Genomic DNA, 15703 nt, shown 5'->3' with positions numbered 1-15703 from the left:
ATCCTCAGACAGCGCCGAGCCCATCGAAAGGTAATATATCAAATCAAGATTTTCGTAGAATCCAGACCTGCCTCTTGCTTGCCTCTGTCAATGGTTCCCCATCGAAAGTACCCCACAGATTTTCGATACTCCAATGAGTCTCTTTGATAAGGTCTAGTATCTGTGACGGAAACAAATAGTACCAAGCTATAGGCGGGTAATGTTTTTTTGACCGGACTTCACCTTGAGGACTTAAGAATTCCACCACCCCATGAACAAGAGTCTTCTGTTCCTCATAACTGTCCACAGAAGCAACCTCGTAAATGGCGTATTCATCGGTTTTACCACGAAACAAAGTGAGATTATTCCGCGACTTTATTTTCGCTAAATCCGGGACAATAGAGTCAAATACGAAGTACCCATCTGGTTCCGTGTTTTCAAATACATTTTTCATTGCCGAAACAAAGTGGTCTGGAGACAAATGATTAACCGAATTAAGTGGGCAGTACGTAAATGTCGATTTAGTATCTAGGCGATAGTCCTTGAAGTCGTAATTAATTAACAGTGGTGTCTTATCCCCCATCAACTCTCTACAGTGTTGAAGCATTACTGGAGACGAATCAACACCGTTGTCGGGTTCCACACACATGGCGACACGCCCAGACCCTATTCCAAGTTCAGTGGCCACACCACCAATTCGGCGCCTTAGTTTCCTATACATCTCTATTTCGGGAGAATCCACAAGATTATCCCACAGTGTTAATAATTCAAACGATTCGTCAAAGGGATTCAATTTCACCTATCCTCCTGATTTTCTATACTTTATTAATTTGTACTTAATTAACACTGAAATGAATTATATATACTCATATATCATATAATGTTCCTAATTCTTTTTTCTGTCAATAGATTTTAAAAAATCTTGGAGTATCATCAACTAAATGACGTAAAACCCACATTAATACATTTATTACTCATCTTCCGCGCCCGTATGGGGATGTTCCTTTGATTTTTGAAGGGATTTAGTGTGTCTTTGGTGAAGGATTCCCCAGTGTAAATTGTGTCATTCCTAAGTGCACACAAGAGCAAACACAAGCAAATGTTGCATAGCTTTCGTGTGGATGTAAAATCCGAAGCGGTGCAGGAGAAACGCACGAGTCGCGGTAGGCCGAGAAAGGATGCTCCACCACCAGCCACCCGTACCCAGTACGGGGTACCGCCAACAAAATGACGTAAAACCCACGCTAAGACATTTATTGGATCGCTAAAACCGATTTTCTTTACTCTAAGCAATTTGTTGGAAAAGAAATACGAGGAGAATTTTCAGCATTAATATACATATATGTGGTTATTTATCCGAAAGTTGACGCATGTTCTTCTGTCGCTAAAGCCCCCGTTTGTATTATGAGGTCAACCAGTTATTTCTGGTTGACCTCATAGTGCTTTGTGAGGTTTGCTACACGGGTAGCCGGGTCGGACGTACGCCCCCGTGGGTCTGCGAACCCGTGCGCTAAACTGTCTGCCCCCTACTTGTGGAAGCATGTTTGAGGCTGGTTGAGACATCGATCTCGTATCACAAGCGAAGCTATGGTACTGCAAGAAGGATAGGGGTTACCGGCGACACTTATTTCAATACAAGAAAGGTGGTAGTCTACGTGAATCCTGTCATCGGTCTTGATGTTGCTAAGGGAGAAACCAAAGGGCAGGTCTTTCTGGACAAAGGAATCCCCCATGGAAAACACTTTAACGTACTCCATACGACCGATGGTCTCGCACGATTTCATGAACTACTAAGAGATATTGAATCCGTTGCAGGTCTCGCACCAACAGTCATTTTAGAGTCAACTGGACACTATCATGTTCCAATCGTGAGGTTTCTAGACGAAGCACAGTATGTCTATATCGTGGTCAATCCGCTTATCTCTCACCAAGCCAAGAAATCGAGTCTGCGTAAAGTAAAGACGGATGCCATGGACGCCTATAGACTCTGTGAGCTCTTTTACAAGGAAGATTTCGAGCCTGTCAGAAAGCGGGGCTTACAACTTCTAAACCTGCGGACTCTCACCAGGCAACGAAACTCTGTCACACACCTGTATATCCAAACGAAGTTACAGTTTCATGCAGTGCTGGACCAGGTGTTTCCGGAGTACAGAGGCGTCTTCGGTGATTTATTTTCAAAGGTCTCATTACGTACGCTGTCGGCTTTCCCTACTCCTGACTCAGTACTCGCGACAGCAGAAACAGACTTAGCCGATCGAATCAAGCAGTTAATTGACAGCAATAGGAGGTACCCACTCTCGAAACCTTTAGCGTGAGGGGGAGATTGCTCACGGTGCCATGAATTCGACGTGACGCACCTCTAACAGGTTGTACCCTGGTGTGGTAGCGCAGCAAATTGGATGCATAGCTGTAGCGGACGCCACAGGCGTCCCCGTTTTGAGGAACGAGACAAATAGGCTGAGGAGATGACAGGCGGTCTGTGAACCAGAGCGGCAGTGGAGACAGACGAGGAAGCAGCGGAGCGAGTGCCGAAAAATAGGGTAGCGGAAGCTATCAAGTCTGTTACGTAATCCTAAGCGGAGCGCGGGATTTCCTAGGGAGGCAGAGCACTCATAAGGCACATAATAACGCACACAATAAGGCACTTAATAACGCATATAGATAGAAAGCAATCTCCGTCAAAGACCTAACAGATTCATAACGGAGTCAGTCACGTCTTCGGTCAAAGGATCGACGTCTGAACGGACAGGGGTGAATTCATCCTGAATTTCGGATCGAGATACGTCTGGGTTGGATAAACGAGATTCTAGCATTGAGTGCAGAACGTCCAGTTTGGCTAAAACTTGGCTGAGTGTTGCTGAATGCTGCGACTCGACATCATTGAAGTAGCGGACCAGTGCTTCCACAAGAATGTGTTGAGGAATCCCATTTTCGAGGTGTTCCATAATCGCCCGATGAACATTCTTCTTCAAACGCACTGAGTAGACTTTTTCTTCTGGAATCTCCATTTGAAACCCCTCCTGGGTAATTTGTAGACAGAAAAATTCCTTGCGTGGAGCCCATGACTGGACGGTTAAGAGTGTATTTGTAAACGAACGTTGTCTACAGGCGAATACGCGTGTCTGCCTTTGAAAAATCAGGGTGAAATCACTTCTAATGTAAACAATCTTTGTAAACAGACGAAAGCCTTATCACAGCGGACTATTTTAGGTATTTTCTTATCACTGTGTAAACAAGGGGTATAATTCCTAAACACAGTTGTTTACAAAACCCCTGATAACAGGCTCAACTAATTGTTGCCACGCTGATTTTTCTTGTTTACAAACTCCGATTGAATTGTTTTCAGCCACTGTGTATCATCACCCTCTATGAAAAATTGATGCTGCATGCTGTTGTCCCAGCCATGAATTTTCGCTATGGCTTGGTACACACGTTCTAGGTAGTTCCTACGGCGTTCTGTAGCCGTTACCCATAAAACGGTGCGCATGTTCGTACCTAGTTCCTGTCTTAAGTGCCAATAGGCCGTGAACTTTCTCTCTAGTTTTGCGGTGGACTCCGTGTTATTATCGTATTCCACCCAAACAGGATCTTGGGTTCCAATTCGTATAGATGCATCTGGACGAATAGCGCGACCTCGGTAAATGTCTTTTTTACCTTGTAACCGTCTCCGTAACTCTAGTTCCTCGGCTAATTCTCGCGTAGAAAGCCACTCAATATCTTCCCTACCAAAAACCTCTACCGCTCTCAAAAGAATGTTGTTAATCCCTAAGTAGTGAACAACTTGCCCTTCTGGAACAACTTGAATACGTTGGTTTTCGTATCCTAACATCTCATAAACGTAACGCATGCCAGATCGCGTCAATGCATAAGCGACCCCGTTTTTTCTTCCACCCGCCACAATAAACCTCTGAGTTGGTCTTTCTCCTGACAATCTTCTGGCTCTATCACGACAATACCTAACCTTTCGCAAGGAAAAATCACTTACCCCTGCGATTTGCTCCCGAGTCATAATTCCCCCGTCGAAGAGTATCCCCAGCAATTGTTCCTCCGGCTTAAAATGAGTGGAGGGCCAATGCAATATCATTTCAATCCCCTCCCGATATCGCAAATAGGAGCAGATGTGAACTGCCCCTACCTATTCGTTCCTGCATGACGTTTACACATGAAAGACATCATCAGGTATCTCTTCTGACAGTCTCAAGGCAGTCTCCGTAGATAGATAGGAGTCCAGCTCCTTATCCACCTCTTCCGCAGATTGCGCGTCCCGTTTCTGCAACTCACGCGCCTTGTCTAAAGCCCAGGTGGTTGCCTCCTGAACCTGATCTTTGTCCCTGAAGTCCACCTGCTGCCAATTGGACAAATACATGTAGGGCGGAGCCGCTTCCACTTCCAGGCTTCTCACCTTTCGGTCCACCTTCGTGTAGACCCCCACAGTGCGTTCCGGCAGATTCTGCAGATACGACTTGTCAAAGTGACCGTTGGTCATACTACTGACCACAGACGCCGCATTGGTCCCAAGACTGCAGGAGAAGATGTTCCCGACGATGTCCATAATGGATTTCTGCAGCCAGTCCTCGAACTGCTCAATGAATTGCGTACTCAGCCCTAAACTTAATCCATATTTTCTGGTTTCAGCTTGAATCTTCTCCAGCACCGGCACCTGCACCAGGTGGGCTTCATCTGCCACAAGCAAATGGGGCATAGAATGTAGGGGTCTGCTTTTTCCCACCTTATAGTATTGATTGATGAGCAACCCTACTCCAAGGCGCATGCGTTCCGGATTCACACCGAGGACGTCCCAGAAGAAAATGTGTCCCTCATCCATATACTTTCGTATCTCCGGCATAAACGATGGTTGTCCAAACATTCGGCGCATGGTCTTGTTCGAAATGAATGGACTCAGTCGATTCATCAACGGACCAATGGAGGAGGTAGCCCCCTCAAACTCATTCTTCCAGAACATGCGGACTACCGGGTCTTTGACATGACGAAGCACCCGAGACCGCCACCTCTCGTCCTGAAACAGGGGCGTTAGCCCGGCAACACTATGCGCCTTACTGTCATCCTCCAGTAAGGTTCTCAACCCGTTTCGCAGAATCCGGTCCAACTGGGGTGTGTTTCCACCATAAGCGTACTTAATGAGCGCCATGGCGTCGTCCGCCACGTCATCTGGATCCTCTCCTGGACGTCGCGCCAACAAATTCAGCCCAATGGGGTAGGCTGGCGATGCCAGACTGATGTAATGCACCTTGGACCACTGTTCTTCCGTCAAGCCATAGTTTAAGAGCCTGGTCATCAGGATGATAATGGTTTCCTGGTGCGGGTCAATGAAGCTGAATCCAGGGAAGGTCGGTTGTTGGAGCCACTGTTGGATCTGGGAATCCAGAATCTCCACCAGTTCCGAAGACTTTCCACTCCCTGTTTGTCCACTGAGGACAAAGTGCTTTGTCAGTTGTTCAAAGGGGAGTTTCACAGGACGGCCACTTTGTGTGGGATGACGCAGCGCCCCCAAGCTGACGCCTTCCGTGAGTTCACCCTCTTTGAGCGTCTTGGCATGCTGCCGAACGGCTGGAATGAACTGAAACACGCTAGATTTAGAATCTGGCAAATGCCATAAACACGCGGCTTCTTCCGTCGTCACCAACATCTCCTGACCTCTCGGAGGAGGACCTTGCCGGATGCTTTCCACGGCCCGCTTACCGCGAAATCTCCAGTTCTCTATGACAGACTGATGGCCGCTCCAGCCAACAAAGCCACCGAGCATAGCCTGAATGCGTGCCTTGCCGATAGATTTCAAGTGCTGGTCCCTCCCGTCGTCCGGGTCCGCACATACGCCAAGACGGATCCATGTATGAAAGGCATGTTCCGTCCCCGTGTACCGCTTGTGAACCGACTGCACCTGATTCTGTACCGATGCCTCTAACTCATTCCATTTGGGCCCCTGTGCTCCTCTGTTTTGTTGGAGAAGCCCTCGTTGACGAAGCTTCCCGTCAGAAAGTTCATTCAACACCTCCTGACCGAACTTCATTCCTGCATCCACCAGACCCGCAGCTGAAGGTGCCTCCGTCCTCGACAAACGTGGATTCAATGCCTGCTCCGCTTTTCGAACGGCGCCTCTCAACGCCCGGTCCGAGGCGGGTGATAGCACAATATCTAGGACGGTTTCCTCTGTGGCCTGCTCTTGACCGGCCCCCATCCCATAAAGGATTGCTGGCAGCGGGTCCCCGCTTCTCAGCGTGGAGAGGGGCAAGCCTGCAGTTTCCCCGCGTTTCGCCAGTTGTAACATGCTGCCCGTATGCACCCGCTGTAAGAATTCCAACTCTTCCGGATTCACTTCCAACGCCTCCAGGCTAGGAAAGGCAGCATGAAAAGCCGCGTAGAACCCCTGCACCCGGTCGGTTGGCACCGCTAGATACCACGCGACCTCTCCCGTTGAAGTCTTGTGAAAGAGGCTTCGGAACATACTCTGTCCCTTGCGCAAAGCGACCACATCCGGGCGGCGAAACTGCCACAATTGATGCAAAAATTGCACGGTCTCTGCTACCTTCAGCTGATGGTCTGCCTTCGGCAACACTCGAAGGTACTGCCAGCTCTCACTAATGGCAGTATGAATCTTTCGTGTATACCGCCGTTCTATATAAACCACCGCTGCGAAAGCCGGAATCAATAACATCCACAACCAATTCATCGTTTTCCCTCCCTGGTAGGAATAAACCCTCTGTCATGAAATCCTCACCCATGTAGGCAAGCTCCCGCCCACGACAGATAGCGGATTCACATTGCCGGTGATGATGAGATGCTTCGTGGTCGTAAATCCAATCAACTGTCCAGCGCTCACTGTCCCCGTCGTGGCCCAGGCCACAAGGCCACCGGAAAAAGTCAAGGAAACGAGCCCAACCCCGTTTTGCCACTGGACGGTATCTCCGGAAGGCTTGTACGTAACGGTGAGCGTGCCAGCGGTAGGCGCATAAATGGGTGCCCAGGCCGTGGTAGAGAGCGTCAGGCGCGTAGGTTGCTGGCTGACAACAGAAGTGCCTTTTTTGCCGCCAATAAACCAATCCGCCGTAGGTCCCATTTTCTCAGCAGGCGGTACAAACCCGGCCATATCTCGCATCACGGCACGCACATACGCCTGTGTCTCTGCTCCATACCAGTAGCTGGCCAGTTTCCAGTTGTGGCCGTACCCTTGGTAGAGATGGCGCAAATAGTGCGCTGCCGCCATGGCTGCATCGGCAGGGGCATAGACACTGGCTGTCCCGTTCCCGTCCGCATCCACCCCGTAACCCCCGTAGTGAGCAATGCGTGCCGGATTCGTATCAAACTCATCCAATGCCGTGAGGGGATCGCCAAACCCGTTCCAGGTACCCGGTTCAAATTGCATCATGCCGCTGGCGTGGGTGCCGGAACCGTGATTCACCGCTTTGGGATTGAACCCGGACTCCACCTTTGCTTCGGCAGCCAGGAACTGCAAGGGCACACGGTACTTTTCTGCCGCATGCTCCAGAGCAGGTAAGACGTGGGTGGGGATGACCCCCGGTTTGACGGACGTGGGCAGCCCCGTCGCACTGACGGTCTGCTGCACATTCACGTCTTCGAGACTCAGCGTCACGAGAAATATTGTCGCTGGCACCACTATGGTGACGTAGAGCGCGACGACTACCAGTGCGATCGTGATTTGCGGGTGCTCCACTGCAAAAAGCAGTACCCGACCCAGCGGGTACTGCTTCACCGCCATCCTGACAGCTGGAGAGTTTTTCACTTGATGCAACGCGTCTCGAAGGCTGGATAGATTCAGGCGCAGGTTCATGTCACCGCAGCCTTTCGCAATGCATGAGGCACATCGTAGTAATACCCTTGTGCCAGCCGTACCCCCAAATCTGAGATAACCTGTGCCTGTTCCGCAGTCTCGATGCCTTCTGCAATGAGATGTATGCCCGCACGCTCACAAAAGCTCACCATCCCCGCCACCACGCTGGAATTGTGCACCACATTAGCACAATTACGCCGGTCGAGCTTCAGGTACTCCGGGTGCAGTGCCTCAATCCGGGGCAGGTTGGACCAAGCGCGACCATAGTCATCAATGGCGACCTGCATTCCTTCCCTGCGAAACGGTTCCAAATACGTGGCCACCTCTTCGATGGGATGCTGAAACTGAACGGCTTCTGTCACCTCCAGTACCACACGGGATAAATCCACACCCGGTGGGAAGGTCAATGCTTTCGCATCCAGGGTCGGCACTTCTACGTTGAGAAAGAGTAACTCCCTGTGAACATATGAACCCAGACTGGCTGCACGCGCCTGGTTGTCCAATTGCACCACGCTGTCTGTTCTTCGAGCCTCTGCAAACAAGTCTCCAGGACCAATCCGCGTGCGGCCTATCCGTCCCCGTATCATCGCTTCATACCCGATGACCTGGGCCGAGGCGACTTCCACAATACCTTGAAATACTGGAATGAGTTCCATCGGTCTCTCCTTTCTCATGCCATCCGAATTTTGTCCTGAGACCTGGCAGCTGCTTTTCGTTCCAGCATTTCTCCCACAATCCGATACCCTTCTGCATTGGCGAATTGGGGATTGTTGACCACCCTCACATTGTTCCACGTACTTTTGCAGGGCTGCTCGACCAAAGGCGCGTTGCGCCCTGCCAGGAACACGGTACTGACCCGACCTGCGTTGTCCCCAAACCGGGCACGAATCCGGTCCATGATGGTTTGCCCCAGCCGTTCCCGCGCCTGGTCCAATTCCCGTGTGGCATTCACTTCTGTCCCGTCGTACCAAAGCTGCCCCTCATACGTCCATTGGTCCTGCACCGACGCTGGGCACTGGGCACCGGCTTTCTCCTGAAACACACGCAGCATGGTCTGGGCCAAGTTGTCCCCGCCGAGGTTCAGGCTGAAGGACAAGTGATCGACCGGGCGAAACTTTGGCTTGGTTTCAAAGGTCACGACATCTGTGGTCTTGTGGCCAGACTCAATCACGACCACCAGTCCGCCACTTTGCAGGACCTCTTTATCTCTCGGCTTCCCGTTCTCATCCAGGACTGCTGCGTACGCGGCCCCATACCCCTGCATGAAGACGGTGACTCGGTCGAACTTCACCGGGACCCAGCCCGTATTTTTGCCCGGAATCCGCACCTTGGCATCCAACTTCCTCAGGTTCTCCTCCAGCTTCGCCTTTTGTGTCTTGTAATGACTCATGGGCAGGCCCGTGACCAGATGCACTGGCCCTGCGTCCTTTCCTGGCCAGAGCACGGCACTGGCTGCGCACAGCAATACCTGTGTCAGAGGATGGTCAATTTTGTTTTCGTCCATGGTATAGGTGACATCCGTCGATTCTCTTCTAGCCAACTCTCCGATGAAGTAAGAATCGGATGTACCGCCACGCTCAATATCCACCTGGATGTCATCTGGATGATTAATACCAAACAGACCGCCAGAGAGCACGCGATCCAGACTCGATCCAATCAGGGATTGACAGAGAAACTGTTCCTGTGAACCTGTGACGACCCCTTTGGTAAACCCGTATCCCAAATCAATACCCAGTACGGCCATGTTCACGCCCCCTTATGAAAGTAATCCTGTAATTTTCGTCCACAGCAGCGTCAAAAACTGGGATGCATAGTTCTGAATGATAGGCCACACCACATAGGCCAGGGCCACCACCAGAATGCCGCCGACGATAAACCACACCGTGTCGACAGCTTCCCCCGAATACACTTCGTCATTGACAGATTTCAGCACCCACTTACGAATCCTGTTTCTCATCCGAGTAATCCTCCCTTTCCAATCATGTGCAGTGTGCCAGCGACGGCAAAGGTCATCATGACGCCGACTACGACAAGGACCAAGAGAAAGATGGCCCCCCCTTGCGCCATCTTCAGGCGACTCATTCTGGCCTCCAGGTAGTTTTGGATGTGTTTGTACTCGTCGTCAATCTGTCGGTTCAACTCTTTCAACAGTTCTTGAGACGTTTTCTCTTCTCCCAACTCCAACGCCAGGGCAAACACATCCAATTCCGGAATGCCGTATTCATCTCTCAGTCCCTGCATGGCAATTTTCATGCTCTGGTCCAACCGGGTCAGATGTTTGCGAAACGTGTCCCCAAATTCGCCAATGGCTGCATCGCCCACGGATTGCAGGGCGTCGGGAATGTGGGCGCCATCGAGCAACTTCATTCGAAACATGCGCTTCATAGCCCGAATTTGCGTCTGTGCATCCAGCCTCCGTTGCTTCGCTTTAGAACGCAGCAGCAACCAGGGCAATGCCATGAAGGCGATGGAGAGCAACAGTCCACTGAAGCGACTCCCGCGCAACATCAGGGGCGGCCAGGTCACCAGGATGACCCCCAGCTCCACCAGCACCCAGTCGGGGGCCTCCAACCCATAGGGCCTCCCGGCCATCCGAACCATATGATTCAACCGATGCAACAGGGGATGAGGGATCCCGGCCTCTATCATGCGAACCAACCCCTTGTAGACGCGCTTTCTGTTTTGTTGCGCTGCCTTGCTGCGTCCTCCTTGAAGCTTGTACCAGGCAATGCCCACATCCGGGAAAGTGTAATACAGCACCCCCAACCCAAAGCACATCACAACGATACTCACACCCAGTCCAATCATGTTGTATCCCTCCTTGTATATTAAGAACAGCTGCTGAATTGGTTTACGTAAAACCATAATGTAGTTGCTCTATTAAATTTCTGTTCCTTGAAAACCTAATCAAATGTTGATAGACCTTTCTGTGACAAAGTGAGTGTTTACGACCTCGGGCTGATCTTGGGAAAATAGCCGTAGGTGTCTACCAAGGGAATGTTCCTATCCCTCCCGTTGCCCCTCATCTGAGGGTGTCTTCCGAGGAAAGATTGTTCCCCTGGCCCCATGGAATAGACCTACACGCTGACTGTTTCCCGGTCCGTCATCCCTCCTGCCAGCAGAAGGAGGCTCGTGCACCGATGACGTCTGGTGTATTCCAATAGCTCGCAAGGCTGTCGTTCATGGGTTTCCCAGGGTCATCCCGAGGTCGCAGGCATCTGCATCCCAACCTGAAGGAGGTGATTATATTGACTTCCTCCTTGTTTGTCGGAATTGATGTAGGCAGCCAAGAGAACGTGGTTTGCTGCTTAACACAGGACGATGAGAAACGACCTGTGAGTCGATTCACCGTTACCAACAATCGTCCTGGGATTTTAGAGTTTCAGGATCGTATCTCCAAGCTGGCAAAACAGAAACAGGCTGAAGAGATTCTCTTTGGTCTCGAACATACTGGATGCTACTCAACCCATGCCGCCATGTATCTGCAACGTCATTTGGACTTTGGTGTTCAGCGTAGGGTCTACGTCTTTAACCCCAGTCTTATCAGGGAGTTTAAGAAATCCCATTACCTGAGTGCCCCCAAGAACGATAGAGTAGATGCCTGGTTTATCGCAGCTAAGCTTCGGACAGGCCTTCTCCCGCATCCCTTTACCTGGAGCGAGCCGCTCATGGCGTTGCAGCGCTTGACGCGAGCCCGCTACCACCTGATGCAGGATCTGTCTAGAGAGAGCAACTTCCTCATGACGAACTTGTATCTCAAGTTCAGTGACTACAGCAGCACAGGTCCCTTTAAGAGAAACAAGCTCTCGGCAACTTCCATTGCTGTCATGGAGGAATTCGAATCCGTTGAGGAACTCTGTGAGATGCCCCTTGAGCGTCTCATTGAATTCCTTGTGGCACATGGCAAGAACCGATTCGAAAATCCTGAGGTCGTTGCTAAAGTGCTACAGAAGGCTGCTCGCTCCTCGTACCGGCTACCCCAGTCGATGTCGGACTCGGTCAATCTCGCAATGGCTTCTAGTATTCGCGTGATTCGAACGGTACAAGAGCAACTGAAGGCACTACGCAAAGGAATTGAGGACCACTTGGCGACGATCCCGCAAACCCTTGATTCCATTCCCGGTATCGGTCCCATTCTTGCTTCCGGCATTGTAGCTGAGCTGGATGTAAGCCAGTTTAAGAGCCACGCGGAAGCCGCTAAACACGCCGGGCTCGCTTGGACCGTTCACCAGTCCGGGAAATTCACAGCCAACCGAACTCGACTGATTCATTCTGGCAACCGCTACCTCAAGTACTACATGGTTGAAGCGGCAAACAGTGTCCGGGTGCACGACCCTGTTTTCGCCGAGTACTATGCCAAGAAGAGAGCGGAGCCAAAGGAATTTGCCGAGGGACGTACCCTTGCGCTTACAGCCCGGAAACTGATGCGAGTGGTCTTCTATCTGCTAAAGACCAACCGACTTTACACTCCGGAAGGAGGGGTCCGACAACGCGCATAAACTTACCGCGATCGACCTCTATCCACCAGTTCCTAGGTTTTTCACCATATTTTAAAAATCTAGGTAGGGTGGGCTTAGTTGAGTATTGCTAATTTTGGCACCACGTCCAACGTAGTAGCAATTCGACAAATATTATGTCACCTTAGGGCCTTGACATCGTACCGCTGCTCTTTCCTATACCCTGGAAACATAGATGAACCAGGTGAAAATGGATCCAAAACCAAGGACGCCAGCGCCGAGGACTGCCGTCAGCCACGGCATCTCATGAAGTTCTGTGAGGACGACGTGGTGAAACAACAAAAAAGAGATGACAGGGAAACTCAGAACCAGGCTAAGATTCACCCACGAATTACGGGTTACCACCTGCAGGGCTTCCCGAAACTGCTCATCCCGTTGCATCTCTGTGATGGATTCAGACACCACCGTGACGAGATCTCCTGCGTCTTTCAGAACATCTGCAATGGACCGGAGTGCAAACGCCAGATGCGGTTCCAGTGTCGTCTCGTTCCAATGGATGAGGATGTCTCTCATCGGTGTCCCATTTCGCTGCAATGCCACCGCCACTTCCACTTCCCGGCGCATGCGACCTTGCGACCGATTGAGGAGCTCTGGCAGTGCATCCTCCATTTGCCCGCCACTGGAGAAGGAGGATTCGAGAAATCTCAAGGTGTCTTTCACCTGCTGAAGATACTCCTTCTCCAGGTATTTCTTCAGCCACAAGGTCACGAACAGCGGGGTACAGAGTCCAACGAGTGCCCCCACTGTAAAGGACTGAAACCCCATATATCCCAGTGCTGCGCCCAACACGGTACCGAGTCCCGTCAACATCCAGGAGGTCCCGCCCAGATGTTTCAACCAGTTCCGGACCCCACGTCCCCATTTCGCCGTCAAAGACTGCTTTTGCCGAAACGTACGCCGGTAACCTGGCAGCATCATACTTTGTTGATGAAGCCGATGTCGGGATCTGAACCAAAGGGTCATCCCCAACAAAAGGGTGATGAGAACAATACCAAGAAACGTCACAACCTCACCTCCATGATTCGGGAATCTCGAATCCAAGTTCCGTCATCTGTAATAGAAAGTGGGCACTCGGCCCTATCCAATGGAAGTACCCACGGGGCTGCCCCGCCTCGTCGACCCCGCGTTCATACCGCATCACCGTATGGGTCTCCACGCCTTGATTGCCCGGCAGAATTTCCACCACTTCATCCACGTACTGGGCCGTAGCAAGCCCTTGGGCTTTCGCTTTCTTATCCAGACTGAGGTGAAACACCATGCCGAGGCGCTCCCTTATGACGGTGGTCAGGTATTCCTCCGTAGGCTTGTCTGGATGGGACTTGGCATAGGTCATGAGCTGCCGGAGTGCAGCGGCACAATTGGAAGCATGGATGGTGGTAAAGGAGCCGTCGTGCCCACTCTGGATAGCGCGCAGATACAAATAGGCCAGTTGATCTCGCAGCTCCGCAATAAAGATCCGGTCTGGGAACATGCGAAGCGCTGCCTTGAGGGCATCCTGAAGACTGAATCCGACCCTGCTGCCCACGTAATTGGGCCTGTCTTCATAGAGCCGAATGGCATGTGGCACCATGGCCTGCAGTTCCGGCGATTCCTCGATAATAAGCGTCACCACGTGCGCTGGCAGATAAGTGGTGAGCGCATTCCCGAAGGTGGTTTTCCCTGCGCCCGTCCCGCCAGCAATGAGAAAGTTGATGCCCATCTCCATGATGACGCGAAAATAATCCATGGTGGCTCTATCTACTGAAGCGTCCTGGTGCACGAACCATTTCTCCGGTATCTGCAACCGGTGTTCTGCCGCGCTATAGAGTTTGGGCCGCGCTGTCATGTCTCCAGAATTGGTCAAGTCCGTTGGGGTGAACAGTTTGCCGAATCGGCGAATGGAAATAATGAGACTCCGGACAAGCCGGAACCCCGCCTCAGAATCCCAAGTGGAGTACCCGGAAGGTCCGTAGACCGCATGGATGCGAGAGCCATCCGGCATGGCCCCGTCCACCGTCATGGAGGCCGGGTCAAATCTCTGTCCGATACGTGCTAACTTGTTGTTGAGCCAGTTGATGGCGTGGGTCTTGTCTCGAAACCGGCCTGAGAATGCCTTTCGTACCCCGTTCTCCACGTACTGAATCTGATGTGTCTCCGTATCTGCTAAGGGAACGAAAATCTGAATGTCCGTGACAGACGGCCGGTCGTACAGTTCCTGGACCGGGCCGTACCCGTACATATCGTCCAGGACCGATTCAATGACGTCAAAGTGTACTGGACCGGGTACGGATGTTTCGGAAATCACCTGATGGAGCAAGGTGTGCTGTTCTATCCGCGTTCGTTCACTTGGCGGCTCCTGCAGCAGCCGGTCAATCAGTTCTTGCTGATACGTGGCCAGTTGACCCAGATCGGTCCTGCCCTCTGCCGATGAGACTTCTTCAACGGCCAATTCCTTTTGAGATTCCTCATACTCCTGAAGCCGCAAAGCCTCCAATGTATCCCAACTTGGTTGACTCACTGGACTCCCTCCTTTATGTGGGTTGATGGATGTTGGCCGTTCCTGTACGGGTGATGGTGACGGTGCCAAAATGAACCTGTGGGAATAGTTTCTTCAGCGGCCACAATGGAAGAGGTGTAAAGGTCACGGCACCCGTGGCGGTCACATGGTCCGCGTCCACTGTCATCCTGACTGAACCTACTGTGGTAAGCCCGCGCAGATGCTGCATCTGCCAAGTTTGTGCATAGGCAGTCTTACCCGCGTTCAAGGCCGCTGTAGGGTCAAGGACATACGTGCCGCCACTTTGCAGGATGGCTGCAGCCGCAGTAAGCGCCGCGTCGGTCGTCGCAGCAGACGCATCTTGACGGATGATGTACAACTGCCCTAGGGTCAGAAAAACAAGGGACATGACGACCGCTATTAACAGGCTGTACAACATCGCGAGGAGCCCGAACTTCATGTCCACCACCTCGGCGCAAGATATACTTTGGTGAGTGTCAAGGACGGGTGGAATTCATACTGTGAAAACACACCTAGGTCCGGAATGGGCAATTGTAGTGTTGCGGACACATCCACCTGGTCCCCATCGTGATCATTCACGCTGACACTGGGTACAGTGCTGATTCCTGCATCTTTCACCGTTTGCATGACAATGGTTGAACCGATTCCAGGACTCCGTGATTCTGCCTGCGCACCGTCCCACACAGCGACCGCGAACACAAAGTTGGCCCAGACGACGTAACAGATGATCACGGTGACAAACACAGCCATGAGAAAAATAGAGACCGCATAGGGGGCAAAGGCCATGTCCCCAACAAGGCTGTTGCCCGCCTCCTCCTGCCAGATGCGCTGGAGATACCTCTTCATGACAACCCTCCTCCCATCTATGACAGAGTGCACGACAAAAAAGGTCCAGGCACACGC

15 protein-coding genes are annotated in these 15703 nt (G+C 51.6%); 2 read left to right on the top strand and 13 right to left on the bottom strand.

Annotated features, from left to right (window positions below; translation table 11 throughout):
* Positions 1–43: 43 nt before the first annotated feature.
* Positions 44–772: a class I SAM-dependent methyltransferase gene (locus GI364_RS04320; RefSeq protein ID WP_198852471.1), complete on the bottom strand. Its 729-nt coding sequence runs from the start codon at positions 770–772 to the stop codon at positions 44–46.
* An 862-nt stretch (positions 773–1634) separates the two neighbouring features.
* On the opposite strand from GI364_RS04320, the gene GI364_RS04315 reads away from it, so the two are divergent.
* Positions 1635–2294: an IS110 family transposase gene (locus GI364_RS04315; RefSeq protein ID WP_198852470.1), complete on the top strand. Its 660-nt coding sequence runs from the start codon at positions 1635–1637 to the stop codon at positions 2292–2294.
* Between the two features lie 363 nt (positions 2295–2657).
* On the opposite strand, the gene GI364_RS04310 is transcribed toward GI364_RS04315, so the two are convergent.
* From GI364_RS04310 to GI364_RS04275, 8 genes are all read right to left on the bottom strand, one after another.
* Positions 2658–2987: a hypothetical protein gene (locus tag GI364_RS04310; RefSeq protein WP_198852469.1), complete on the bottom strand. Its 330-nt coding sequence runs from the start codon at positions 2985–2987 to the stop codon at positions 2658–2660.
* Positions 2988–3268: 281 nt separating this feature from the next.
* Positions 3269–4063 carry a replication-relaxation family protein gene (locus tag GI364_RS04305; protein WP_198852468.1) on the bottom strand — a complete coding sequence of 265 codons (795 nt, stop codon included), beginning with the start codon at positions 4061–4063 and terminating at the stop codon, positions 3269–3271.
* A gap of 72 nt (positions 4064–4135) precedes the next feature.
* Positions 4136–6667, bottom strand: a complete 2532-nt coding sequence (locus GI364_RS04300; RefSeq protein WP_198852467.1) for an ATP-binding protein — start codon at positions 6665–6667, stop codon at positions 4136–4138.
* 33 nt (positions 6668–6700) lie between these two features.
* Complete coding sequence (locus GI364_RS04295) at positions 6701–7786, bottom strand: transglycosylase SLT domain-containing protein (RefSeq protein ID WP_198852466.1); 1086 nt, start codon at positions 7784–7786, stop codon at positions 6701–6703.
* The gene (locus tag GI364_RS04290; RefSeq protein ID WP_198852465.1) at positions 7783–8442 is read right to left on the bottom strand and encodes an EAL domain-containing protein; all 660 of its coding nucleotides are present in this window, start codon (positions 8440–8442) and stop codon (positions 7783–7785) included. The genes GI364_RS04295 and GI364_RS04290 overlap by 4 nt, the downstream gene beginning before the upstream one ends.
* 14 nt (positions 8443–8456) lie before the next feature.
* Entirely contained in the window at positions 8457–9530 is a 1074-nt protein-coding gene (locus GI364_RS04285) for a ParM/StbA family protein (protein ID WP_198852464.1), read from the bottom strand.
* Positions 9531–9542: 12 nt separating this feature from the next.
* The gene (locus tag GI364_RS04280) at positions 9543–9743 is read right to left on the bottom strand and encodes a hypothetical protein (RefSeq protein WP_198852315.1); all 201 of its coding nucleotides are present in this window, start codon (positions 9741–9743) and stop codon (positions 9543–9545) included.
* Positions 9740–10594, bottom strand: a complete 855-nt coding sequence (locus GI364_RS04275) for a type II secretion system F family protein (protein WP_198852463.1) — start codon at positions 10592–10594, stop codon at positions 9740–9742. Before GI364_RS04275 ends, GI364_RS04280 begins: the two co-directional genes overlap by 4 nt.
* Before the next feature lie 440 nt (positions 10595–11034).
* On the opposite strand from GI364_RS04275, the gene GI364_RS04270 reads away from it, so the two are divergent.
* Entirely contained in the window at positions 11035–12285 is a 1251-nt protein-coding gene (locus tag GI364_RS04270) for an IS110 family RNA-guided transposase (RefSeq protein WP_198849677.1), read from the top strand.
* A 174-nt stretch (positions 12286–12459) separates the two neighbouring features.
* On the opposite strand, the gene GI364_RS04265 is transcribed toward GI364_RS04270, so the two are convergent.
* The 4 genes from GI364_RS04265 to GI364_RS04250 are packed head-to-tail and all read right to left on the bottom strand — an operon-like array spanning position 12460 to position 15646.
* A complete protein-coding gene (locus GI364_RS04265; protein ID WP_198852462.1) occupies positions 12460–13308 on the bottom strand; it encodes a type II secretion system F family protein in 849 nt (282 codons plus the stop codon).
* Between the two features lie 4 nt (positions 13309–13312).
* The gene (locus GI364_RS04260; protein ID WP_198852461.1) at positions 13313–14800 is read right to left on the bottom strand and encodes an ATPase, T2SS/T4P/T4SS family; all 1488 of its coding nucleotides are present in this window, start codon (positions 14798–14800) and stop codon (positions 13313–13315) included.
* A gap of 13 nt (positions 14801–14813) precedes the next feature.
* Positions 14814–15239 (bottom strand): hypothetical protein, encoded by a 426-nt coding sequence (locus GI364_RS04255; RefSeq protein ID WP_198852460.1) that lies wholly within the window; start codon positions 15237–15239, stop codon positions 14814–14816.
* On the bottom strand, positions 15236–15646 hold the full coding sequence (locus GI364_RS04250) for a hypothetical protein (protein ID WP_198852459.1): 411 nt from the start codon (positions 15644–15646) through the stop codon (positions 15236–15238). The genes GI364_RS04255 and GI364_RS04250 overlap by 4 nt, the downstream gene beginning before the upstream one ends.
* Positions 15647–15703 lie beyond the last annotated feature (57 nt).

It is taken from the genome of Alicyclobacillus sp. SO9, assembly GCF_016406125.1.
GTDB lineage: Bacteria > Bacillota > Bacilli > Alicyclobacillales > Alicyclobacillaceae > SO9.
This window is presented reverse-complemented; position numbering and strand designations above follow the sequence as displayed.